This is a genomic window from Streptococcus sp. 17.1, assembly GCF_016648655.1.
GTDB lineage: Bacteria > Bacillota > Bacilli > Lactobacillales > Streptococcaceae > Streptococcus > Streptococcus salivarius_E.
The window spans coordinates 240,650-266,839 of the sequence record NZ_JACLQM010000001.1 but is presented as its reverse complement, the minus strand read 5'-3'; the positions used below and the strand labels follow the sequence as shown (position 1 = coordinate 266,839).

At 39.7% G+C, this 26,190-nt stretch carries 16 protein-coding genes and 3 pseudogenes; 17 read left to right on the top strand and 2 right to left on the bottom strand.

The window, feature by feature from the left end:
- Positions 1-248 precede the first annotated feature (248 nt).
- A complete protein-coding gene (locus H7T99_RS01245) occupies positions 249-4,805 on the top strand; it encodes a glycoside hydrolase family 70 protein (protein ID WP_037601054.1) in 4,557 nt (1,518 codons plus the stop codon).
- Positions 4,806-5,018: 213 nt separating this feature from the next.
- On the opposite strand, the pseudogene H7T99_RS01240 reads toward H7T99_RS01245, so the two are convergent.
- Positions 5,019-6,220, bottom strand: a pseudogene (locus tag H7T99_RS01240) (IS110 family transposase).
- A gap of 242 nt (positions 6,221-6,462) precedes the next feature.
- On the opposite strand from H7T99_RS01240, the pseudogene H7T99_RS10650 reads away from it, so the two are divergent.
- Positions 6,463-6,528 (top strand): annotated as a pseudogene (locus H7T99_RS10650) (DNA-3-methyladenine glycosylase I); the annotation flags it as partial.
- Positions 6,529-6,609: 81 nt separating this feature from the next.
- Here the strand turns inward: H7T99_RS10650 and H7T99_RS01235 are convergent.
- On the bottom strand, positions 6,610-6,873 hold the full coding sequence (locus H7T99_RS01235; protein WP_037599404.1) for a SemiSWEET family transporter: 264 nt from the start codon (positions 6,871-6,873) through the stop codon (positions 6,610-6,612).
- Positions 6,874-7,077: 204 nt separating this feature from the next.
- Between H7T99_RS01235 and H7T99_RS01230 the strand changes: the two genes are divergently transcribed.
- From H7T99_RS01230 to H7T99_RS01160, 15 genes and pseudogenes are all read left to right on the top strand, one after another.
- Positions 7,078-8,184, top strand: a complete 1,107-nt coding sequence (locus H7T99_RS01230) for an IS256 family transposase (RefSeq protein ID WP_037601060.1) — start codon at positions 7,078-7,080, stop codon at positions 8,182-8,184.
- 208 nt (positions 8,185-8,392) lie between these two features.
- A complete protein-coding gene (locus H7T99_RS01225; protein WP_037601063.1) occupies positions 8,393-13,192 on the top strand; it encodes a glycoside hydrolase family 70 protein in 4,800 nt (1,599 codons plus the stop codon).
- 140 nt (positions 13,193-13,332) lie between these two features.
- Positions 13,333-14,502: pseudogene (locus tag H7T99_RS01220) on the top strand (FtsW/RodA/SpoVE family cell cycle protein); the annotation flags it as partial.
- Positions 14,503-14,879: 377 nt separating this feature from the next.
- Positions 14,880-16,118, top strand: a complete 1,239-nt coding sequence (gene hflX, locus H7T99_RS01215; RefSeq protein WP_037601066.1) for a GTPase HflX — start codon at positions 14,880-14,882, stop codon at positions 16,116-16,118.
- Positions 16,111-16,752: a cystathionine beta-lyase gene (locus tag H7T99_RS01210; protein WP_037601068.1), complete on the top strand. Its 642-nt coding sequence runs from the start codon at positions 16,111-16,113 to the stop codon at positions 16,750-16,752. Before hflX ends, H7T99_RS01210 begins: the two co-directional genes overlap by 8 nt.
- A gap of 31 nt (positions 16,753-16,783) precedes the next feature.
- Positions 16,784-17,713: a ribonuclease Z gene (rnz, locus tag H7T99_RS01205; RefSeq protein ID WP_037601071.1), complete on the top strand. Its 930-nt coding sequence runs from the start codon at positions 16,784-16,786 to the stop codon at positions 17,711-17,713.
- Entirely contained in the window at positions 17,713-18,480 is a 768-nt protein-coding gene (locus tag H7T99_RS01200; protein WP_037601073.1) for an SDR family NAD(P)-dependent oxidoreductase, read from the top strand. The genes rnz and H7T99_RS01200 overlap by 1 nt, the downstream gene beginning before the upstream one ends.
- 11 nt (positions 18,481-18,491) lie before the next feature.
- Positions 18,492-19,202: a class I SAM-dependent methyltransferase gene (locus H7T99_RS01195; RefSeq protein ID WP_037601076.1), complete on the top strand. Its 711-nt coding sequence runs from the start codon at positions 18,492-18,494 to the stop codon at positions 19,200-19,202.
- Position 19,203: 1 nt separating this feature from the next.
- Positions 19,204-19,608 (top strand): GNAT family N-acetyltransferase, encoded by a 405-nt coding sequence (locus H7T99_RS01190; RefSeq protein WP_037601079.1) that lies wholly within the window; start codon positions 19,204-19,206, stop codon positions 19,606-19,608.
- A gap of 310 nt (positions 19,609-19,918) precedes the next feature.
- Complete coding sequence (recJ, locus tag H7T99_RS01185) at positions 19,919-22,120, top strand: single-stranded-DNA-specific exonuclease RecJ (RefSeq protein ID WP_037601081.1); 2,202 nt, start codon at positions 19,919-19,921, stop codon at positions 22,118-22,120.
- Between the two features lie 120 nt (positions 22,121-22,240).
- A complete protein-coding gene (locus tag H7T99_RS01180) occupies positions 22,241-22,759 on the top strand; it encodes an adenine phosphoribosyltransferase (RefSeq protein WP_037601084.1) in 519 nt (172 codons plus the stop codon).
- Positions 22,760-22,931: 172 nt separating this feature from the next.
- Positions 22,932-23,876, top strand: coding sequence for a homoserine O-acetyltransferase MetA (gene metA / locus H7T99_RS01175; protein ID WP_037601087.1), 945 nt, complete (start codon positions 22,932-22,934; stop codon positions 23,874-23,876).
- Positions 23,877-23,947: 71 nt separating this feature from the next.
- Positions 23,948-24,646, top strand: a complete 699-nt coding sequence (locus tag H7T99_RS01170; protein WP_002890756.1) for a DnaD domain-containing protein — start codon at positions 23,948-23,950, stop codon at positions 24,644-24,646.
- Positions 24,646-25,290 carry an endonuclease III gene (nth, locus tag H7T99_RS01165; RefSeq protein ID WP_013990728.1) on the top strand — a complete coding sequence of 215 codons (645 nt, stop codon included), beginning with the start codon at positions 24,646-24,648 and terminating at the stop codon, positions 25,288-25,290. The genes H7T99_RS01170 and nth overlap by 1 nt, the downstream gene beginning before the upstream one ends.
- Positions 25,291-25,417: 127 nt before the next feature.
- Positions 25,418-26,179, top strand: a complete 762-nt coding sequence (locus H7T99_RS01160; RefSeq protein WP_037601090.1) for a hypothetical protein — start codon at positions 25,418-25,420, stop codon at positions 26,177-26,179.
- Positions 26,180-26,190 lie beyond the last annotated feature (11 nt).

Below are 26,190 nucleotides of genomic sequence, written 5' to 3'. Positions count from 1 at the left end.
GTATCAAGGGTTTTAGTGGTTTTTATAAAAAATAGTTTTACTTATCAAATGATATAAAAATGAGAATTGAAAGCCTATGAAATAGGTGTGTTACAAAACCTTTCTAATATTAATATTATGTTACATATATTTTATAAAAAAAACAATTAATTCGAGAAATAGTTAGAAAATAATGATATAATGTAATTGTTTGAAATCGGATAGATTTCAGTCTGATTTTGACAAATAAAATCACGGGGAAAATTATAATGGAAAATAAGGTACACTATAAGCTTCATAAAGTTAAGAAGCAATGGGTTACAATTGCAGTTGCCTCTGCAGCACTTGCTACTGTCGTAGGAGGATTGTCTGCAACAACATCTTCAGTTTCAGCGGATGAAACTCAAGTTAAGACAGTAACTCAACCAAATTCAGATACAACAGCCGATTTAGTTACTTCTACTGAAGCAACCAAAGAAGTCGATAAACGTACAAATACAAAAGAAGCAGATGTTTTGACACCTGCTAAAGAAACAAATACTGTCGAAACAGCAGCTACAACGAATACACAAGCAACAGCTGAAGCAGCTAAAACAGCAACTACTGCTGATGTAGCAGTGGCAGCTGTTCCAAATAAAGAAGCAGTTGTGACAACAGATGCACCAGCTGTTACTACTGAAAAAGCAGAAGAACAACCAGCTACAGTTAAGGCTGAAGTCGTCAATACAGAAGTTAAAGCTCCTCAAGCTGCTTTGAAAGATTCAGAAGTGGAAGCAGCACTTTCTTTGAAAAACATCAAATACACTGATGGTAAATATTACTATGTTAATGAAGATGGTTCACACAAAGAAAACTTTGCCATTACTGTAAATGGTCAATTGCTTTACTTCGGCAAAGATGGCGCCCTTACAAGTTCATCAACACACTCTTTCACACCTGGAACAACAAATATTGTTGATGGTTTCTCAATCAATAACCGTGCCTACGATTCATCTGAAGCAAGTTTTGAATTGATTAATGGTTATTTGACTGCTGATAGCTGGTACCGTCCAGTTTCTATCATCAAAGATGGTGTGACTTGGCAAGCATCAACTGCAGAAGATTTCCGTCCACTTTTGATGGCTTGGTGGCCAAATGTAGATACGCAAGTTAATTACTTGAACTACATGTCTAAAGTCTTCAACTTGGAGGCTAAGTACACAAGCACAGATAAGCAAGCAGACTTAAATCGTGCTGCTAAGGATATCCAAGTTAAGATTGAACAAAAGATTCAGGCTGAAAAATCAACACAATGGTTGCGTGAAACTATCTCTGCCTTTGTTAAGACACAACCACAGTGGAACAAAGAAACTGAAAACTATTCAAAAGGTGGAGGAGAGGATCACCTTCAAGGTGGAGCCCTTCTTTATGTGAATGACTCACGTACACCATGGGCAAATTCTAACTATCGTCTTTTGAACCGTACGGCTACTAACCAGACTGGTACGATTAATAAGTCAGTTCTTGATGAGCAGTCTGACCCAAACCACATGGGTGGCTTCGACTTCTTGCTTGCTAATGACGTAGACTTATCTAACCCAGTTGTTCAAGCGGAACAATTGAACCAAATTCACTACCTTATGAACTGGGGTTCAATTGTTATGGGTGACAAGGATGCTAACTTCGATGGTATCCGTGTCGATGCGGTAGATAATGTCAATGCTGACATGCTTCAACTCTACACAAACTATTTCCGTGAGTACTATGGTGTAAATAAATCTGAGGCGCAAGCTCTTGCTCATATCTCAGTTCTTGAAGCGTGGAGTCTTAACGACAACCATTACAATGACAAGACTGATGGTGCTGCGCTTGCCATGGAAAATAAACAACGTTTGGCCCTCCTTTTCTCATTGGCTAAACCAATTAAGGATCGTACACCAGCTGTAAGTCCTTTGTATAACAATACTTTCAATACGACTCAACGCGATTTTAAGACTGACTGGATTAACAAAGATGGAAGCACTGCCTACAACGAAGACGGTACAGCTAAACAGTCTACAATTGGTAAATACAATGAGAAATACGGAGACGCGTCAGGAAACTACGTCTTTATCCGTGCCCATGATAACAACGTTCAAGATATTATTGCTGAAATCATTAAGAAAGAAATCAATAAAAAATCAGATGGTTTCACTATCTCTGATTCTGAAATGAAGCAAGCATTTGAAATTTACAACAAAGACATGCTCAGCAGCAATAAGAAATATACCTTGAATAACATCCCTGCAGCTTATGCTGTAATGTTGCAGAACATGGAAACGATCACTCGTGTCTACTATGGAGACCTTTATACAGATGACGGTCACTATATGGAAACTAAATCACCATATCACGACACCATCGTTAACTTGATGAAGAACCGTATCAAGTATGTATCTGGTGGACAAGCGCAACGTTCTTACTGGTTGCCAACTGATGGTAAGATGGACAATTCAGATGTTGAACTTTACCGCACAAGTGAAGTCTACACTTCAGTACGTTATGGTAAAGACATCATGACAGCTGACGATACAGAAGGTTCTAAATACAGCCGTACCTCTGGTCAGGTAACTCTTGTAGTGAATAATCCAAAATTGACTTTGCATGAGTCAGCTAAACTTAATGTTGAAATGGGTAAAATCCATGCCAACCAGAAATACCGTGCTTTGATTGTTGGTACAGCTGATGGTATCAAGAACTTTACATCTGATGCAGAGGCAATCGCAGCAGGTTACGTGAAAGAAACAGACAGCAATGGTGTCTTGACTTTCGGCGCTAATGACATCAAGGGTTATGAAACATTTGATATGTCAGGTTTCGTAGCAGTTTGGGTTCCAGTCGGAGCTTCAGATGATCAAGATATCCGTGTAGCACCTTCAACAGAAGCTAAAAAAGAAGGCGAATTGACCCTTAAAGCGACTGAGGCTTATGATTCACAATTGATCTACGAAGGATTCTCAAACTTCCAAACTATCCCGGATGGTTCAGATCCTTCAGTCTATACTAACCGTAAGATTGCTGAAAATGTTGATTTGTTCAAATCATGGGGCGTAACATCATTTGAAATGGCACCACAATTTGTATCTGCCGATGACGGTACCTTCCTTGACTCAGTTATCCAAAATGGTTATGCCTTTGCAGATCGTTATGATCTTGCCATGAGTAAGAACAATAAATATGGTTCTAAAGAAGATCTTCGTGATGCTCTTAAAGCCCTTCACAAAGCGGGTATCCAAGCAATCGCTGACTGGGTTCCAGACCAAATTTACCAATTGCCAGGTAAAGAAGTCGTAACAGCGACTCGTACTGACGGTGCAGGACGTAAGATTGCAGATGCTATCATTGATCACTCACTTTATGTAGCTAACTCTAAGTCATCAGGTAGGGATTACCAAGCTCAATATGGTGGCGAATTCTTAGCTGAACTTAAAGCTAAGTACCCTAAAATGTTCACGGAAAACATGATCTCAACTGGTAAACCAATTGATGATTCTGTTAAATTGAAACAATGGAAGGCTAAATACTTCAACGGAACAAACGTTCTTGACCGCGGTGTTGGCTATGTACTTAGCGATGAAGCAACTGGTAAATATTTCACTGTCACTAAAGAAGGTAACTTCATTCCTCTTCAATTGACAGGAAATGAAAAGGCTGTTACTGGGTTCTCAAATGATGGTAAGGGAATCACTTACTTCGGTACAAGTGGTAATCAAGCTAAATCTGCCTTTGTTACTTTCAATGGAAATACCTATTACTTTGATGCACGTGGTCACATGGTTACAAATGGTGAATACTCACCAAATGGTAAAGATGTTTATCGTTTCTTGCCAAATGGTATCATGTTGAGCAATGCCTTCTATGTTGATGCTAACGGTAATACTTACCTTTATAACTATAAAGGTCAAATGTACAAGGGTGGTTACACTAAATTTGATGTAACTGAAACTGATAAAGATGGTAATGAATCTAAGGTTGTGAAATTCCGTTACTTCACTAATGAAGGTGTCATGGCTAAAGGTCTTACTGTTATCGATGGTTCCACACAATACTTTGGTGAAGATGGTTTCCAAACTAAAGATAAGTTAGCAACCTATAAAGGTAAGACTTATTACTTCGAAGCTCATACTGGTAATGCTATCAAGAACACTTGGAGGAACATCGATGGTAAATGGTACCACTTCGATGAAAATGGTGTTGCCGCTACAGGTGCTCAAGTTATCAATGGTCAAAAACTTTACTTTAATGAAGATGGAAGTCAAGTTAAAGGTGGCGTTGTTAAGAATGCAGATGGTACTTATAGTAAGTACAAAGAAGGTTCTGGAGAATTAGTTACTAACGAATTCTTCACAACTGATGGAAATGTATGGTACTATGCAGGCGCTGACGGTAAGACTGTTACAGGTGCTCAAGTTATCAATGGACAACACCTCTACTTTAAAGAAGATGGAAGCCAAGTTAAAGGTGGCGTTGTTAAGAATGCAGATGGTACCTATAGCAAGTACGATGCTGCAACAGGTGAACGTTTGACTAATGAATTCTTCACAACAGGTGATAACAATTGGTATTATATTGGTTCTAATGGTAAGACAGTAACTGGTGAAGTTAAAATCGGTGCTGATACCTATTACTTCGCTAAAGATGGTAAACAAGTAAAAGGACAAACGGTAACTGCTGGCAATGGTCGTATTAGCTATTACTATGGTGATAGTGGTAAGAAAGCCATCAGCACATGGATAGAAATCCAACCAGGAATCTACGTTTACTTTGATAAGACTGGTATTGCTTACCCACCTAGAGTGTTAAACTAATAGAATAAAATAAAAAGGAGAACTTCGGTTCTCTTTTTCTACCATTTGCCAAGTCTATCAAGGCTTTAAGTAAAAAAAGAGATAAGATAGTGGCTATTCTGAGGTTACTGTCTTATTTTTAACACTTTTTGATCCATAAATGGGCATGCTAAAAAAACACCTCATCTGGTATTTTTTGAAACAAGGTGTTACCATAATACGGCATAGACAGCCTTATCGATTTTGGGTCAAAGAGTAATCGTAAAGTTTGTTATGCGTAATGAGGTAATACATTGTTCGAATGAGACGATGTATAGAGGAAATCGTATGTGGCTTAGTTGAAGCTATTGTCGATTGTCTGTTTCGTTTCTCATAGAAATCTGCGATATGACAAGGATTGGTATGGCTAGCTGAAGCGATATTGCGAATAGATTTGTACAGAATTTTTCTTGCACAAGGATTCCCACGCTTAGTAATATGCTCTTGACCTAGGAAATCTCCCGACTCATAGTGTTTGAGATCAATACCGATAAAAGCGTTGATTTGATTAGCAGACGTAAAGCGACGAATGTCTCCTAATTCGCCAATAACGCTTGTACCCGTTGTCTCTGCGATGCCAGGAATAGAGAGAAGAATCACATATTCAGGTAGAGGTTTAGCTAACTCTATCAACTGTTCTAAAACTTGTTCTCGACGGCTTGTCAACCTTATAAGTTTCTGTGCATTATACTTAACCTCTTCTATTATAGGAGAGGTTTTTGAAATGGCAGAATAAGATTGCTTTACCAGTCCAACTAGCTTCTCAGCCAAGTTACCTACTCTGTTCTCTGAAATGCGTTTAGAGGTTGACTGGCGAATAGTCTCTTTCAACTCAACTTCCGATAATTCCAGCACCTAATGCTTTGTTGGGAAGATGGACACGAGATTCTAATATTGCTCACCTGCAGGAGTAGATAGTAGAATCTCGATTTCTGGGAAGGCGACTTGAAGAACTTTGTGCAGCCTATTCTTCGTCCTTACGATATCCTCTGTCAGATTTTGGTAGAACCGGCTAAGATCATGCAAGTTTTGATAGACTTTTTCTTGAACATAAATTGGCTTACGGTTTAAAACGAATTGTGACGAAGCTAGTTTCCCTGCGTCAATTTTATCGGTTTTCCGGACTCGTAAGCTGTCAAGTTGCTTTTTAGCTTCCAAAGGATTAAGACGTGTATAGTCATAGCTGTTTTCTTCTAGAAAAGCCTGAAGTCGACAAGAGTAGACACCATTAGCTTCGAAAATAATTTCGGGGTTTCTCACGGTCTTTAGTCCTTCAGTAGACGAGAAAATCCGATAATGTCATTAGACATAGTATAGCCATGAACCCTTTCACCATTCACAAGAATAGCGACTTCTGAGCTTGCTTTACTCACATCAATTCCAAAAACTGTCCGCATTATGTTTACCTCTTTGTCTTGAATGATTCCTTATTTTAGTGATTTCATTTTCAATACTCGACGTCTAGCGTCCAACATACTTTGATAAAATTCCATCTAAAACAGGTGTCTTGCCAGTTTTTTTACGGCGTCTAGCGCCAAAAGAAGCCACGACTTCACAAGACACCTCTACTTTAACACAAAGAAAAAGTAGTGAGTACTCACTCCCGTCGGAGATTTCTTCACTACTAATCTTAGTATGTTTTCTACAGGCGGCAGGTCTAGTTGATGACCATGAGAATGATTGTGAATGGAAAAGCGGAAGTTAGTGAGTGCAGCGTTTAATTATCTGAGAATAGAGAAAAAGCTGAGAAACTCATCTCAGCTTTTTATACATACTATTAAATTTGTTAAAGTGAAGTCAAAAAAGTGAGTCCACCCAAAATCACACCAGCTGAGTTTGGAATAATTAGTATCCAATCTTTCTTGGGTTCTTTTGTCCATCCATAAAGAACCCAAATTAAACAAGATACTGCTGCGGATAAAGGCTGGAATGGTTGAGCTTTGTTGCCTTGTAAATTGGCAAAAATTTGTGGGATGTAGGCGATAAATACAATAATCCCGATAAAGGCCCCAATGGAACCGACAATTTGATTTATTTTTTGTTTAGTCATATATACCTCCAATTGTAGAGTATCAAAATGATTGAAAATAGGCAAGGAATATGGTCATTTGTTGTTATTTTCTGTACAAAATAGAATAAAATGTTTATATCTATATTTTGCAGAGGATAGTATACAATATGTTGTGTAAACACAAAAAGGAATAAATCCGTTATAGTAGAGTTGCGAAACATTACTAGAAAGAGATTTATTCCTATGACTCAGTTTAGCACAGAACTACTTAACTTCTTAGCCCAAAAGCAAGATATTGATGAATTTTTCCGTACTTCTCTTGAAACGGCGATGAATGATCCGCTTCAAGCAGAATTGTCAGCCCTTTTAGGGTATGAGCCTTACGATAAAGTAGGCTATAATTCTGGTAATAGTCGTAATGGAAACTTTAGTCCAGCTTTGATCCCCTCTTATGGACGTCGAGATGACCACTTGGAAGAGATGGTTATCAAACTCTATCAAACCAGCGTAACGACTCGAGAAATTAGCGACATCATCGAGCGAATGGATGGTCATCACTATAGTCCTGCCACAATTTCTAATATCTCAAAAACAACTCAGGAGAATGTCTCTGCTTTTCATGAGAGAAGCTTAGAAGCCAATTACTCTGTTTTATTTCTTGATGGAACCTATCTTCCATTAAGACGTGGAGCCGTTAATAAAGAATGTATTCATATCGCACTTGGCATTACACCAGAAGGACAGAAGGTTGTTCTTGGATATGAAATCGCCCCAAATGAAAACAATGATTCATGGTCCACCCTGTTAGATAAGCTTCAAAAACAAGGCATTCAACAGGTTTCTCATGTAGCGACCGATTGCTTCAAGGGGCTTGAGCAGATGATCAGTCAGGCTTACCCATTAGCTAAACAACAACGTTGCTTAATTCATATTAGTCGAAATCTAGCTAGTAAAGTGAAACGAGCAGATAGAGCGGTTATTTTGAAGCAATTTAAAACGATTTATCGTACTGAAAATTTAGAAATAGCAGTCCTGGCTTTGGAGGACTTTATCGCTGAATGGAAACCAAAGTATAGGAAAGTCATGGAAAGTCTGGAGAATACGGATAATCTTTTAACTTTTTATCAGTTTCCCTACCAGATTTGGAACAGCATTAATTCGACAAACCTCATTGAGTCTCTTAACAAAGAAATCAAACGTCAAACGAAAAAGCAGGTTCTTTTCCCTAACGAGGAGACTCTGAAACGTTACTTAGTTACTTTGTTTAAAGATTATAATTTCAAGCAAAGTCAACGAATCCATAGAGGGTTTGGCCAATGTTCTGACACACTTGAAAGCTTATTTGATTAACATTCTTCAACTCTACTTGAGTGTTTACACAAAATTATTGACAGTATCCAATTCGATTACATGACAATTATTTAATCTTTCATTAAGATAGTAAAAAACTCGTTAAAATAAGATTTATCAAGTTTTTTTGGCGCTAAAAAATGATATAATGAATGAGTCTTTAAGGTGTAGATTTTTAGACAAAAAATATATTGGGGAAAAATTGAATATGGAAAATAAAGTACGCTATAAACTGCACAAAGTGAAGAAGCAATGGGTTACTTTAGCGGTTGCTTCAGTAGCCTTGGCTACCATTGTTGGTGCTAGTGTTACCACGTCTTCACTTGTTTCGGCAGAAGAAATAAATAATACTAATGGATCACCTTCAACAACTACAGTCGGGGAAAATACAAATCCTGTGGTTGAAAAAGAGGTAGGCACAACAACAGAGGTGGCAAATACTTCAAATGCCACAACAACAGACCGAGCAGCAGTTACTGCTGATAAACCAGCTGAAACGACAGTTCAACCAAATTCAGGAGCAACTAGTGATAGAGCTGCAGCAGTAGAGGTTGAAGCCAAACCTGAAACGACTGCTAAGCCAGAAGTAGCCGCTAAACCAGAAACAGCTACAACATCTGAAGTAGCTGCAAATGCTGGAGTAGCCGCTCCAACGACTGAGAAGTCTAAAGAGCTTTCTGAAGCTGAAATTAAAGCTGCAGTCTCACTCGATAATATTAAAAAAGAAAAAGATGGTAAATATTACTATCTTTTAGAAGATGGATCACATAAGAAAAACTTTGCCATTACTGTAAATGGTCAGGTCCTTTATTTTGATGAGAATGGTGTCCTTTCAAGCACATCAACTTATTCATTCACACAAGAAACAACAAATCTTGTCACTGATTTTACTAAAAACAATGCTGCCTACGATTCAACAAAAGCAAGCTTTGAACTTGTTGATGGTTATTTGACAGCTGATAGTTGGTACCGTCCAAAAGAAATCCTTGAAGCAGGAACAACTTGGAAAGCGTCAACTGAAAAAGATTTTCGCCCACTTTTGATGTCTTGGTGGCCTGATAAGGATACTCAAGTAGCTTACTTGAACTACATGACTAAGGCTCTTAGCAATGGTGAAGAAACAAAAGATGTCTTTACGATTGAAAATTCTCAAGCTAGCTTGAATGCCGCTGCTCAAATCATTCAACGTAAGATTGAGGTTAAGATTGCTGCTAATAAGTCAACAGACTGGTTGCGTCAGTCAATCGAGGCCTTTGTTAAAGACCAAGATAAATGGGACATTAACTCTGAATCTCCAGGTAAAGAACACTTCCAAAAAGGGGCTCTCCTCTTTGTTAATAGTGATTTAACGAAGTGGGCTAACTCAGACTACCGTAAACTTGACCAAACGGCAACAAGTCGTTTGGCAAACGATAAGATCAAGAGTGGTAGTGATGCTGGTTATGAGTTCTTGCTTTCAAGCGATATCGACAACTCAAACCCAATTGTGCAAGCTGAAATGCTTAACCAATTGTATTACTTCATGAACTGGGGACAAATCGTCTTTGGTGACAAGGACAAAGATGCTCACTTTGATGGTATCCGTGTTGATGCTGTGGACAATGTCAGCATCGATATGCTTCAATTAGTGTCTTCATACATGAAGGCTGCTTACAAGGTCAATGAGTCTGAAGCACGTGCCCTTGCTAATATCTCAATTCTTGAAGCTTGGTCTCAAAACGACCCATATTATGTGGACGAACATAATACAGCTGCCCTTTCTATGGATAATGGTCTCCGTTTGTCTATTGTTCATGGATTGACTCGTCCAGTAACTAATAAAGGTACAGGTGCTCGTAATGCATCAATGAAGGACCTTATTAACGGTGGTTATTTCGGTTTTTCAAACCGTGCGGAAGTTACATCATATGATCAACTTGGTTTTGCAACCTATCTCTTTGTTCGTGCACACGACTCAGAAGTTCAAACGGTTATCGCAGACATTATCAGCAAAAAAATTGATCCTACAACAGATGGATTTACTTTTACATTAGATCAATTGAAACAAGCTTTTGACATTTATAATGCTGATATGTTGAAAGTGGATAAGGAATATACGCATTCAAATATTCCTGGAGCTTATGCTTTGATGCTTCAAACAATGGGTGCAGCAACACGTGTTTATTATGGAGACTTGTATACTGATAATGGTCAGTACATGGCTAAGAAATCACCATACTTTGATCAAATCACAACTCTTCTTAAAGCGCGTCCTAAATATGTAGCTGGTGGACAAACATCTTATATCCACAATCTTGCTGGAGATGGCGTATCGTCTGCTAAAGACAATAAAGAAGTTTTGGTTTCTGTCCGTTATGGTCAAGATTTGATGTCTAAGACTGATACAGAAGGTGGAAAATACGGTCGTAATTCTGGTATGTTGACCCTCATTGCTAATAACCCAGATTTGAAATTAGCAGATGGTGAAACAATTACTGTAAATATGGGTGCAGCCCACAAGAACCAAGCCTACCGTCCACTCTTGCTTGGTACGGATAAAGGTATCGTGTCCTCATTGAATGATTCAGATACTAAGATTGTTAAATACACAGATGCACAAGGAAATCTTGTCTTCACAGCTGATGAAATCAAAGGCTTTAAGACTGTTGATATGAGTGGTTACCTTTCAGTTTGGGTACCAGTAGGTGCGACTGACGATCAAAACGTTCTTGCCAAACCATCAACAAAAGCCTACAAAGAAGGGGATAAGGTTTATAGCTCTTCTGCAGCACTTGAAGCACAAGTGATTTACGAAGGTTTCTCAAACTTCCAAGACTTTGTCAAAGAGGATAGTCAATATACTAACAAATTGATTGCAGCTAACGCAGACCTCTTCAAGTCATGGGGTATTACGTCATTTGAGATTGCACCTCAATATGTCTCATCTAAGGATGGCACTTTCCTTGATTCTATTATTGAAAATGGTTATGCCTTCACAGACCGTTACGACTTTGCCATGAGCAAAAACAATAAATATGGTTCAAAAGAAGATCTTCGTGATGCCCTCAAGGCTCTTCACAAACAAGGTATTCAAGTCATTGCTGACTGGGTTCCAGACCAATTGTATACTCTCCCAGGTAAAGAAGTAGTGACAGCTACTCGTACAGATACGCATGGTAAGGTGCTTGATGATACTAGCTTGGTTAATAAGCTCTATGTGACAAATACCAAGTCATCAGGAAATGATTTCCAAGCACAGTATGGTGGGGCCTTCCTCGACAAACTTCAAAAACTTTATCCAGAAATCTTCAAAGAAGTTATGGAAGCGTCAGGTAAGACAATTGATCCATCTGTGAAGATTAAACAATGGGAAGCTAAGTACTTTAACGGTACAAACATCCAAAAACGTGGTTCAGACTACGTTCTCAGCGATGGTAAATTGTACTTCACCGTTAACGATAAAGGTACCTTCCTTCCAGCTGCCTTGACTGGTGATACAAAAGCTAAAACTGGATTTGCTTATGATGGTACAGGGGTAACTTATTATACAACATCTGGTACTCAAGCTAAGAGTCAATTTGTGACATATAATGGCAAACAGTACTACTTTAACGATAAGGGTTACCTTGTAACTGGTGAACAAGCTATCGACGGTTCAAACTATTTCTTCTTGCCAAATGGTGTTATGTTTACTGATGGTGTTATTAAAAATGCCAAAGGTCAATCATTGGTTTATGGTAAGTCAGGTAAATTGACGACTCAAACTGGTTGGAAAGAAGTTACTGTTAAAGATGATAGTGGTAAGGAAGAGAAATTCTACCAATACTTCTTCAAAGGTGGCATCATGGCTACTGGTTTGACTGAAGTAGAAGGTAAGGAAAAATACTTCTATGACAATGGTTACCAAGCTAAAGGCATCTTCATTCCTACAAAAGATGGACATTTGATGTTCTTCTGTGGCGATTCAGGTGAACGTAAGTACTCAGGCTTCTTTGAACAAGATGGTAACTGGTACTACGCTAATGATAAGGGCTATGTTGCCACTGGATTTACTAAGGTAGGCAAACAAAACCTTTACTTCAATGAAAAAGGTGTTCAAGTTAAGAACCGCTTCTTCCAAGTTGGTGATGCTACATACTATGCAAATAACGAAGGTGATGTTCTTCGTGGTGCGCAAACCATCAATGGTGACGAGCTCTACTTTGATGAGTCAGGTAAACAAGTTAAAGGTGAGTTCGTGAACAATCCTGATGGAACGACTTCATACTACGATGCCATTACAGGTGTGAAACTTGTGGATACATCACTAGTAGTTAATGGTCAAACCTTTAATATCGATGCTAAGGGTGTTGTGACTAAGGCACATACACCAGGCTTCTATACTACAGGGGACAACAACTGGTTCTATGCAGATTCACATGGACGTAATGTCACAGGTGCTCAGATTATCAATGGTCAACATCTCTACTTTGATGCAAATGGTCGTCAAGTTAAGGGTGGCTTCGTAATGAACACTGACGGTAGTCGTTCATTCTACCATTGGAATACTGGTGATAAATTGGTATCAACCTTCTTCACTACCGGTCATGATAGATGGTATTATGCTGATGATAAGGGAAATGTCGTTACAGGAGCTCAAGTGATTAACGGTCAAAAACTCTTCTTTGCTACTGATGGTAAACAGGTTAAAGGTGACTTTGCAACAAATGCGAATGGCAGCCGTTCATACTACCATGGAGCTACTGGTAATAAGTTAGTATCAACCTTCTTCACTACTGGAGACAACAACTGGTATTATGCTGATGCCAAAGGTGAACTTGTTGTTGGCGAACAGACGATCAACGGCCAAAACCTTTACTTTGACCAAACTGGTAAGCAAGTGAAAGGTGCAACAGCTGCGAATCCTGATGGCTCAATCTCTTACTATGATGTTCATACAGGGGAAAAGGCTATTAATCGTTGGGTTAAAATTCCTTCAGGGCAATGGGTATACTTCAATGCTCAAGGAAAAGGCTACGTGTCAAATTAAGATTAATGAATGAAAGAAGTCAATCACTTTTGTGGTGGCTTTTTTCGTAAAAAATTGTCTAACTTTTATACATTCAGGTCATTTGTCTGGCCAAAAAAGTGGTATAATAACTCTTGCTAAATCTTTATTTTGGAGTACACATGGCTAAGTCAAAAAATACTATTGAAAGTCGGATAGATTACTCGATTCTCCTGCCAGTTCTCATATTGCTACTGGTTGGCCTGGTTTCGATATTTATCGCGACAAATTTTGATTACCCAAAGAATCTTGTGCAAGTCATGTCTCAGCAAGTACTATGGATTTTTCTAGGTTCAGTACTTGCTTTTGTTGTCATGTTATTTAATACAGAGTTTCTTTGGAAGGTAACCCCCTGGCTCTATATTTTCGGTCTGGGGCTTATGGTTCTACCTCTCGTTTTCTATTCCCCTGCTTTGGTAGCTTCGACGGGAGCAAAAAACTGGGTAAGCATTGGATCAGTCACCCTTTTTCAACCATCTGAATTTATGAAGATATCCTACATCCTTTTTCTATCAAGAATAGGTGTTTGGGCTAAGCAAGGTAAGGAAGTGACCAACCTTCAGGATGACTGGTTATTGCTCTTCCAATATGTTGCAGTCACGCTCCCTGTTTTAGGTTTACTGGTTCTTCAAGGAGATATGGGGACTGCCTTAGTCTTTCTGGCTATTTTAGCCGGTATCGTAGTGGTCTCGGGGATATCCTGGCGTATTATCTTGCCGGTAGTTCTAGCTTTTGCAACAGGATTAGCCTTGTTTGTAATGGTATTTACCACAGATTGGGGTAAGGAAGCCATGCTCAAGATGGGGGTGCAAACCTACCAGATTAACCGTATCTCAGCTTGGTTGGATCCCTTCACTTATGCAGATGGTATCGCCTTTCAACAGACCCAAGGGATGATTTCGATTGGTACTGGAGGAATCTATGGTAAAGGCTTTAATCATCTGGAGTTGAACGTACCGGTTCGTGAGAGTGACATGATTTTCACAGTCATTGCGGAAGATTTTGGTTTGGTAGGCGGTGGATTGGTTCTTTTAACCTATCTCTTCCTCATTTACCGCATGTTGCGAGTGACGTTTAAGTCTAACAATCGTTTCTATACCTTTATTTCGACAGGTTTTATCATGATGATTGTCTTCCATATTTTTGAAAATATTGGGGCAGCAGTGGGAATTCTTCCTTTGACAGGTATTCCTTTGCCCTTTATTTCACAAGGGGGATCATCGCTCATCTCTAACTTGATTGGTGTTGGTTTGGTGCTTTCAATGGCTTATCAGACTAACCTCAACGAGGAAAATAAAATTCTCCTGGCTATGTCTCGTCGTATGCGTACGTCTGGAACTAGTCAAGTGAAACCTGTTTCTAAGAGCAAGTCTAAGAAAAACAAGCCTTCGAAGAGTGTTACTATGGCCACTCAAGAATTGGGCAAGGCTAAAGATAAGGTTGATAAGGCCACTGAGAAAATGCGTCAAACCATTTCTCAAAATACGCCAAGCATTCATCAAGGCAAGCGTCGTAAGGGTTCGAAAAAGAAACCGACACGTAAACATTAAGAGAAAGCAAGTTGGTTAATCCAACTTGTTTTTCTTTGAAAAAAATTAAGGTCTGTGACCTTTTCTTTGCCCCTGCCTGTGGTATAATAGAAGTCGACTATTTCGAAAAGGGGTTTGCTATGATAGAGACAGCCAAACAGCAAGAACGTGCTATTTTAGTAGGTGTTGAATTGCAAGAAACAGAGCATTTTGACATGTCAATGGAGGAACTTGCCAGTCTTGCCAAAACTGCAGGAGCAGAGGTTGTAGCTAGCTATACCCAAAAACGTGAACGCTATGATAGTAAGTCTTTCGTAGGTTCAGGAAAATTAGAAGAAATCAAGGCTATGGTGGATGCGGATGAGATTAGCACTGTCATCGTCAATAACCGTTTAACGCCTCGTCAAAATACCAATCTTGAAGCAGCATTTGGCGTAAAAGTTATTGATCGTATGCAATTAATTTTGGATATCTTTGCCATGAGGGCTAGAAGCCATGAAGGAAAACTTCAGGTTCACTTAGCTCAACTAAAATACATGTTGCCCCGTTTAGCTGGTCAAGGGATTATGCTCAGCCGTCAAGCAGGGGGCATTGGTAGCCGTGGACCTGGTGAAAGTCAGTTGGAGCTCAATCGTCGTTCGATTCGTAACCAGATTGCTGATATTGAACGCCAGTTAAAGATTGTTGAGAAGAACCGAGAAACCATTCGCGAAAAGCGTGTTGATTCAAGTACCTTTAAAATTGGTTTGATTGGTTATACCAATGCTGGGAAATCAACGATCATGAACCTAATGACGGATGATAAGCAATATGAGGCTAATGAACTTTTCGCGACCTTGGATGCAACGACTAAGAAAATTTACTTAAAGGATCAGTTTCAAGTGACCTTGACAGATACGGTTGGTTTTATCCAGGACTTGCCAACAGAATTGGTTGCTGCCTTTAAGTCAACTCTTGAAGAAAGTCGTAATGTGGACCTTCTTTTGCATGTTATTGATGCGAGTGATCCTAATCACGAAGAGCATGAAAAGGTGGTCTTAGACATTCTCAAAGACTTAGACATGACTGATATCCCTCGTCTAGCAATTTACAATAAGATGGATGTAGCTGATAACCTAGTAGCAACAGTCTTTCCTAATGTTCGCCTCTCAGCACGTGACAAGGGAAGTCGTGAGGCCCTCAGAAGACTCTTGATTGACGAAATTCAACAGATTTTTGAACCCTTTAGTATTAAGGTCCATCAGGATCAAGCTTATAAACTTTATCAATTGAGTCAATTAGCCTTGCTAGATAGCTACACTTTTGAGACAGAAGTGGAAGAAATTACAGGTTATATTTCACCGAAAAATAAATGGAAATTGGAAGAATTTTATGACTGATTATATGGATTTAGCTTTAAAATATGGTGGTTTTACAAGTTTAGATAAGGTCTATTTAGAAAATACCTTGTCAGACCTTTCTGACAGTCAAAAATTGGCTTTCATTACGCCACCACCAAGCGTGATTAATGCTTATTTTGCAGAGATTTACCAAAAACAATCTCCTGAAGCAGCGACGGAATACTATTTGGACCTTTCAAAGGAGTTGAACCTCTTTAACCCTGAACCATCTTTTGATGAGCACAAGCCTTTTATTCGTCTCAATCTGTCAGGAAAATCTTATGGATTTTGCTATGAAAATGCTGATGAGGTGGCCTTAGTCTTTGCCGAGCATTTAGAGGTTCCAACGGCTAGCATTTTGTTTGAGCTTGCTCAAGTTTTCCCGCAGTATAAGGTTTATCTTGAAGGCACTCAAATTAAGATGACCAAGGTTGATTTTGATGAAGAAGTATTGGAAGAGTTAACACCTGAGACACAGTTACTTAGTCGTGTAACTAAATTGAAGGAAAATGTCATTAAGTTGGCTAGCTTCAATCAAGACGAATTAGTGGAACTTTTGTCTCAATATAAAGGGCAAACTGTTTATTATGGCTTTGCTCAGCGTGAATGCCTGGCTTATATTGTCCAGAAATAAGAAGAACGATAGATAGAAAGTATAGGAAGTCATGGAATTACAATTTTTAGGGACGGGTGCCGGGCAGCCCTCCAAGGCCCGTAACGTGTCGAGTCTGGTTCTGAAGTTACTCGATGAAATCAATGAGGTCTGGATGTTTGACTGTGGAGAAGGTACCCAACGTCAGATTTTAGAAACAACAATCAAACCTCGTAAAGTTAAAAAAATCTTTATCACACATATGCATGGAGACCATATCTTTGGCCTACCTGGTTTCTTGGCTAGCCGTTCTTTCCAATCGAGTGAAGAACAAACAGATTTAGAGGTTTATGGTCCAGTCGGCATTAAACAATATGTTATGACTAGTCTTCGTACCTCTGGAACACGCCTCCCTTACCATGTGCATTTTAAGGAAATTGATGAGCATAAGCTTGGCTTGGTTATGGAAAATGACAAGTTCGCTGTTTATGCAGATAAGTTGGATCATACCATTTTTTGTATTGGTTACCGTGTGGTTCAAAAGGATCTTGAAGGAACCTTGGATGCTGAGGCCCTTAAAGCAGCAGGTGTGCCATTTGGACCACTTTTTGGTCAAATTAAGAATGGTCAAGATGTGGTTCTTGAAGATGGAACGAAAATCATTGCCAAGGACTTCATTTCCGCACCTAAGAAAGGTAAGGTTATCACTATCTTAGGTGATACCCGTAAGACAAATGCCAGTGTTCGTCTTGGATTGGGGGCAGATGTCTTGGTTCATGAGTCTACTTATGGGAAGGGCGATGAAAAAATTGCCAAGAGCCATGGGCATTCAACCAATATGCAAGCAGCACAGGTCGCTAAAGATGCGTCAGCTAAACGCCTTCTTCTAAATCACCTATCAGCACGTTTCATGGGGCGTGATATCGGTAAGATGGCAGCAGATGCTAAAACAATTTTCGAAAACACCCACATCGTTCGTGACTTGGAAGAGGTAGAAATCTAATGGCTAAACAACGTATTATTGCTATTACTGGTGCCTCAGGAGGCCTTGCTCAAGAAATTGTCAAGCAGCTCTCACCCAGTGATGGTATTATCCTCTTAGGACGAGACAAGGACAAACTTGAGAAATGTTATCGCCATGTGGAAAATAAAACCTGCCTTGCCATTGACCTAAGAGACGACAGGGCCATTAAAGAGATTGTCGATTATCTCTATCAACGATTTGGACGTATTGACGTCTTTATCAATAATGCTGGTTTCGGTGAATTCAAGTCTTATGATAACTACACTAGCCAAGAAGTCCGTGATATGTTTGATATCAATACCTTTGCGACGATGACCTTTTCACGTTTGATGGCTGAGAAAATGGTGGAGCAAGGCCATGGTCATATCATCAACATCGCCAGTATGGCGGGGAAAATTGCGACAGCCAACTCAAGTGTCTATGCAGCGACAAAGTTTGCGGTAATTGGCTTCTCAGATGCCCTGCGTCTAGAGCTAGCTGATAAAGGAGTCTATGTGACTACGGTCAATCCAGGTCCAATTGAGACATCTTTCTTCAATCAAGCTGATCCCTCTGGAGCTTATCTTGAGAGTGTTAAGAAATTTGTCCTCAGTCCTAAATACGTGGCTAAAAAGATTGTCCGTATTCTGGGCAAAAATAAACGTGAACTCAATCTTCCTAGGCTATTGAATGTTGCCCATAAACTCTATACCCTTTTCCCTCGTATCTCGGACAAACTAGCTACCAATGTGTTTAACTACAAATAGGAGGATACTAGATGGCCGCAAATATCCAAGCGTATTTAGAGAATCTCAAGCAACCCTGGGGTCAAATCTATTATGATATTCTTTTTGACCAATTACAGGACATCAAGGGGAAGCGAGTTCTTGATTTTGGCAGTGGCTTTGGCCTTGTGGCCAACCACTTGGCTCAAGAAAATCAAGTTCTAGCTGTAGAACCCAATGAAGAAATGGTGGCCTTGCGGCCCCAGAATCACCCCTATCAGCAACTAGTCGGGAGTCTGGATCAGTTAGAAAGCTTTGAGGATGCTAGCTTTGATGTCATTCTCTGCCACAATGTCTTAGAGTATGTAGAGGATCGCAAGGTGGTTCTCAAGGAATTCACCCGCCTCTTGAAACCAGGTGGCCTGCTCTCTATCGTCAAGCACAATGAAGTCGGACGCGTCCTGCAGACCGTCGTCTTTGAAAATGATACTCAGAAAGCGCTTGATCTCCTAGCAGGTCAGAATCTGGAAACCCACTCCATGGGCTTGGCCCAGGCCTATGATCTAGATAGAGCAGTAGAAGACCTAGCCCTCGAAGTTCAGGACTACCAAGGAATTCGTGTCTTTTACGCCTTGCAGGACAATCACTTTAAAGGACAAGAAGGCTGGCGAGAGTCTATGCTCAAGATGGAGCTGGCCGTTTGCCAAGAGTCCCCTTACAGAGATATCGCCTTCTTCCAGCACTATACCTTAAAAAGGAGTTAAGATGTTAAATTATAAAAAAGAGATTCCAGCGATAACAGACCTACTCGCACTGTACAGTTCAGTCGGCTGGACCAATTATACTAACAATCCAACCATGCTAGAAGAAGCTGTCAAAGCCAGTCTATGGCAGTTGGCGGTCTATGATAAGGAAGAGTTAGTAGCCTACATTCGCTTGGTAGGAGATGGGCACTCTGTCCTTTTGGTGCAGGACCTCTTGGTGCGACCAGATTACCAGCGCCAAGGCATCGGAAAAAAACTCTTAGAAAAGGCTTTAGAGACGTTCCCCCATGTCTATCAACGGCTCCTTGTCACTGAACGTAGCGAGAAAAATTTAGCCTTTTACCAGTCCCTGGGATTTGTCGAACTTTCAGAGCAAGCTTGTACAGGGATGATTTATAAATATTGATGTAGAGGATTTCCAAATAGGGAATCTTTTTCTTGTTTTTCCTAATATTACTTGAAAATGATAGTAGAATAGAGTTAGTTAACGTAAAGAGGATAAAGGAATATCTGAGAAAACACAAGTCAAAAAGGGAGCAATATCCAGACTATTATTTTGTCTAGAAAAGCAGGTCTTGATTGGAAATGTACCACAAGTCTAAGCAACTTACGATGTTTGACATTCTCTTTTTAGGAAACTTAGCTTTCTATCCACTATGATAAATTTTTTCATGTTATAATAGATAGACTAGATGACAGGGAGAAAAGATAAAAACATGATTACATCAACGTATGATTGGAAAATAAACACAAAAGAGCCAGATGCTGGCTTTTTTAAACTTGCCAAAGAACATGGGCTGGCAGAAACTGCAGCCAAGATTGCCTATGAACGAGGCATTACGACAGAAGAGGCTCTTGAAGGCTTTCTAAAGGCTGATTTATCACACCTTCATGATCCTTATCTTCTTCATGATATGGATAAGGCGGTGGCTAGAATTCGTCAGGCTATTGAAAATTATGAGCAAATCTTAGTCTATGGAGACTATGATGCGGATGGGATGACGTCAGCATCGATTGTCAAGGAAGCTCTTGAAATGATGGGCGCTGAAGCTCGAGTCTATTTGCCTAACCGTTTTACAGATGGTTATGGGCCAAATGAAAGTGTCTACAAGTACTTCATTGAACAGGAAGGCATTTCACTCATTGTTACAGTGGATAATGGGGTAGCGGGGAATGAGGCTATCGCTTATGCGCAAGAGCAAGGTGTGGACGTTATCGTTACAGACCATCACAGTATGCCGGCACAGCTTCCAGATGCCTATGCTATTGTCCATCCAGAGCATCCAGATGCCGATTATCCTTTTAAGTATTTGGCAGGTTGTGGTGTAGCTTTCAAATTGGCAACTGCCCTCCTTGAAACTATTCCTACTGAGATGTTGGACTTGGTAGCCATTGGTACCATTGCCGATATGGTTAGCCTAACGGATGAAAATCGTATTATGGTCAAGGTCGGCCTGGAAATTCTAAAGACTACTGAGCGTATTGGACTGCAAGAGTTACTCCGTATTTCAGATGTAGACCCAACAACGATTTCTGAAGAAACGGTAGGATTTAAGCTGGCCCCTCAACTCAATGCCTTGGGGCGCTTAGATGATCCAAATCCAGCCATTGAACTGCTGACCGGATTTGACGATGAAGAAGCCCAAGCCATTGCTCTGGAAATCAATGCTAAAAATGAAGAACGTAAGGAAGTTGTTCAAAAAATCTTTGATGAAGCCATGACTATGGTGGATTTGGATAAACCTGTTCAGGTTTTGGCCAAGGAAGGTTGGCATCCTGGCGTTCTAGGTATTGTGGCGGGGCGTATCATGGAACAAATCAGTCAGACAGTAGTGGTTTTGAATATTGAAGATGGCTTGGCTAAGGGTTCCGCTCGTAGTTTGGAATCTATCAATATCTTCCATGCCCTTGATGACCATCGAGACATCTTTACTGCTTTTGGAGGACATGCTGGAGCGGCGGGGATGACCCTTCCTGAAGAAAATCTTGGACGACTATCAGAGATTTTGTGTCATTATGTCTACGATAATGACATTGATACGAGTGCCAAAAATACGTTAAATTTAGACGAGGAGCTCCAGCTCAGTGAGCTTAGCTTGGATACCATCAAGAGCCTTGAAAAATTAGCACCTTTTGGTATGGACAATAAAAAGCCAGTCTTTTGGCTACATGATATTACCGTTACTCAAGCTAGGACTATGGGACAAAACGGAGCCCATCTTAAGTTTAAGGTTAAGCAAGGAAAGGATAGTTTTGATGTTGTGGCCTTTAATAAAGGTCATTTGCTTCAAGAATTCCAACAAGCTCAGGGGTTGGAATTAGCAGTGACCCTGTCCGTTAATGTATGGAATGGTCAGACAACGCTCCAGCTCATGCTAGAAGATGCGCGTGTGGATGGTGTTCAGTTATTTGATTTTCGCTCAAAAAATATGGCACTACCTGAAGGCCTACCAACGGTAGAAGAAGCATCAGACACTGAACCTGCGGTTGTCCTCAACACCTTACCTGATTCAGCAACGGAATTAAAAGAGTGGTTTGAAGGTAAAGATTTCCAGGCTATCTATTTTAAAAATAGTATTAAGGAAACCTATTATCTGACAGGTTATGGAACTAGAGAGCAATTTGCAAGACTCTATAAAACCATTTACCAATTCCCAGAATTCGATGTTCGCTATAAACTGGATGAGCTCAGTCATTACCTTAAAATCGATAAGATACTTCTGATTAAGATGATTCAGATTTTTGATGAATTGGATTTTGTGACTATTGATAATGGTGTTATGACAGTCAATAAAGAAGCTGAAAAACGTGAGATTGAGGACAGCAAGATTTTCCAAGATCTTAAACATCTCGTCAAGTTCCAAGAACTCATGGCTCTGGGAACACCACAGGAAATTTATGACTGGCTTTATAAGTAGGAGAAGTACTTAATCCAAAGGATTCGTCTTGAAATGAGGGTTAGCATTTTCTAAATCTGAAGATTCATGCTATAATGATATGTAAATATTTTTTTGGCGAAAAGCCTATAGGAAGAACAAATGAAATTAGAAGATTATATTGCATCTATTGAAAACTACCCTAAAGAAGGGGTTACTTTCCGTGATATTAGTCCTTTGATGGCTGATGGAAATGCTTATAGCTATGCTATCCGTGAAATCGTTCAGTATGCGACTGATAAGAAGATTGACATGATTGTTGGTCCTGAAGCGCGTGGTTTCATCGTTGGTTGTCCAGTTGCTTTTGAACTTGGTATTGGCTTTGCTCCAGTTCGTAAACCTGGTAAATTGCCACGTGAAGTGATTTCAGCAGATTACGAAAAAGAGTATGGTGTCGATACACTTTGTATGCATGCTGATGCAATCAAACCAGGTCAACGTGTACTTATCGTTGATGATCTCTTGGCGACTGGTGGTACCGTCAAAGCTACAATTGAAATGATTGAGCGCCTAGGTGGTGTCGTTGCTGGCTGTGCCTTCTTGATTGAGCTTGATGGTCTTGATGGACGCAAAGCTATTGAAGGTTACGATACTAAAGTATTGATGAACTTCCCAGGATAAATCTATCTATGAATTAACAAAAGGCCTTAGGGCCTTTTTAACTCTTTTAAAACAAAGGTGGCCTCTAAATATAGTTTAAAGCTATAGCTAACTAGAGAAAATATATATTTGATAACAATACCTCCCCGGTTTATAATATGAAGATAGAATAAATAAGGATGGAGATATTGTTATGCCTATAAAACTTGATAATAAGTTACCAGCTCTTGATGTATTGCGTTCGGAAAATGTCTTCATCATGGATGAGAACAGAGCTAGTAGCCAGGATATTCGACCAATGGAGGTCTTAATCCTTAACCTTATGCCAACTAAAGAAGTGACAGAAACTCAGTTACTACGTCTTTTGGCTAATACCCCACTTCAAATTAACGTCGAGTTTCTTTATATGGCTAGTCATAAGTCAAAAAATACCCATGCCGAACACATGGAAACCTTTTATAAGACTTTTGATGAAATTAAGCATAAGTATTATGATGGTCTCATCGTAACAGGAGCTCCTGTTGAGCAAATGCCTTTTGAAGAAGTTGATTATTGGCAAGAATTAACACAGGTGTTTGATTGGTCTAAAAAGCATGTCTATTCAACCCTTCATCTGTGTTGGGGAGCTCAAGCAGGTCTCTATTATAAGCATGGTGTCGACAAGGTCCCATTGTCAGAGAAATTATCTGGAATCTATAAACAAACTGTTGACATGCCTGAAAACTTCCTTATGAATGGCTTTGATGATAGCTTTGTGTCACCGCACTCACGCTATACTGAGGTTAGGTTCGAGGATATTAAAAACAAGACGGATTTAGATATTGTTGTGTCAGGACCAGAAGTTGGCTTATCCATTCTAGCAAGTAAGAATCTTCGTGAAGTATATAGTTTTGGTCATTTTGAATATGACCGTGATACTCTGGCAAGAGAATACCGAAGAGATTTGGATGCAGGCATTAATCCAGATGTACCGGCAAACTATTTCCCAGAGGATGATCCAAGTCAGGAGCCTAAACTTCGTTGGAATCTTGCGGCATCTGCCTTCTTTAGCAATTGGATTAACTATGCGGTATATCAAGAAACACCTTATCGTTTAGAAGAGTTGGAAGACGATTTTTCATTCTACGGTTATTTGTAGTAGACAGTCTCAAAGGACTTATGTGAGAGCATTTGACTTTTTGGGGTGTCTAGCTACTCTGAAAGGTAAATATGAGTTTTTTTGAACAGTATCGATCAGGTAATCTGGTCCTTCCTAATGCTTTATTTTTCCACTTTAAGGATATTTTCCCATCTGCGGATGACTTTCTGGTTTGGCAGTTTCTCTATCTACAAACGACAACTCAGATTGGAGAAGTGGCTTCTAGTCAGATTGCGCAAGCAACTGGGAAGACGCCAACTGAAGTTAATAAAAGTATTACGACATTGACTGAGGCTGGACTTCTTGATTTCACGACTATTAAGATTAACAATGAAATTGAGATGGTTGTAGATGCCTCACCTGCCTTGGCAGTGTTGGACAAGTTAGTGAGCAATGAAAAGACAACGGCAGGGCCTGTCGTTGGTCAACCAACAAATACCCAGCTCATCAAGCAATTAACAGATGAATTGGAACAAGCTTTGGGAATTTTGAATCCTATGGTTGTCGAAGATTTAAACAAGGAAATCCAAGAAGAACATACTGATCCCGAACTTATCCGTGAGGCTTTGAAAGAAGCAGTATTTAACCGCAAGACAAATTGGAATTATATAAAAGGAGTTCTTCGTAACTGGAAATTAAGTGGTATTACAACTAAAATTCAAGTTGAAGAGCGTCGTTTGGAGCATCAAGGTAAGAAGCACCATCATCAGGTTTCCGATGACTTCAAAACAGGAATGGATGCCGCCCGTCAATTATGGGGTGGCCAATAATGTTAGGAAGAAAACGTGTTAATGAGGCTCTAGCTCTCATGGGAGAGATGTTTCCCAATGCTCATGGAGAGTTGGAGTGGGAAACGCCTTTCCAGCTATTAGTTGCTGTTATTTTATCGGCCCAGACAACAGACAAGGCTGTTAATAAGATTACACCAGGCTTGTGGGCGCGTTATCCAGAAATTGAGGATTTGGCTTCTGCCAACCTCGATGATGTTGAGATGTGTTTGCGAACGATTGGTCTATACAAAAATAAAGCAAAGAACATCATCAAGACTGCTAGAGCTGTTTTAATGAATTTTGATGGACAGGTTCCGAAAACGCGTAAGGAATTGGAAAGTCTACCTGGTGTGGGACGAAAAACGGCTAATGTGGTTTTAGCTGAGGTTTATGGCATTCCTTCGATTGCAGTAGATACGCACGTCTCACGTGTTTCCAAAAGGCTAAATATCGCCCCAGAGGATGCTAGTGTAGAGGAAATCGAAGCAGAATTGATGAAGAAAATCCCAAAGAAGGATTGGATTATCAGCCATCACCGTATGATTTTCTTTGGACGTTATCATTGCTTAGCTAAGAATCCGAAATGCCAGACATGTCCTCTTCAAAGTTATTGTAAGTATTATAAAGAAACAACCAAGAAATAAGCTGGAGAATGTGATTTTCTTCGGCTTTTTACAACTGTAAGAATTTGTTACAAACTAGTAACTTGACAAAAGTCTCAGGCTTTAAGAAAATAGAAGAAACGATTTAGAAGCAGGAGCGATTTAGTGAATGGCTGAATTCAGTAATGAAGAGTATCTGAGAGCCTTAGCTGATAATGGTGATAGAGAAGCAGCCAAAGAATATGAGCAAGCTTTGGATAATCGTATTTTTCAGTTGCAGATTTCATTGGCTCAAACGAGTGATCCACAGGGTCGTAGGGAAGTGCAAAAGCTCTTGGAACAAGAGGAAAAGAAAAAAAGGGACTACTTTCAAGAAAAAGAGGAAAAAGCTGTGAGCGAATTTAGACGTCGTAAAAATGAAACTACAAAGGGAAGAAAAGTTTCGAGTTTTGACAAACTCAAAGATCCTAAGAACATTAGATGGGTAATTGGAGTTGTTGCAGTACTTGCAGTGGTTATTCCTGTTGTTACCTTGATGTGGTATAGTAATAACCAAAAAGAGAGTGAAACAAATCCATGGAAAAACGGTCAGTTAGCAAAAAGTAAGGAAGCAGCTGCAGCATCATCTGATAATCAATCCTCTCAAGTTGATACCTCATCTTTGTCTGATCAACAGTTAGAAGACTGGGTTGTTTCCACCTATGCTAAAGAACAAGGTTCAACTGGAGAAAATTATAAAAATTTAGGTTGGAATGTCTATTCATGGACCGATGATGACGATGAATTGGTATACGCTCAACTTTATGATGCCTATGGTAATGATGTTCTTCTTTTCCGTGTAGATAAGAAGGGACAACTCGAAGCCTATGGTGGTATTGACGGTTCAAGTGATTCTTGGGACGTCGTTTCAAAAAAATATACAACCGATTAATGAAACTATAT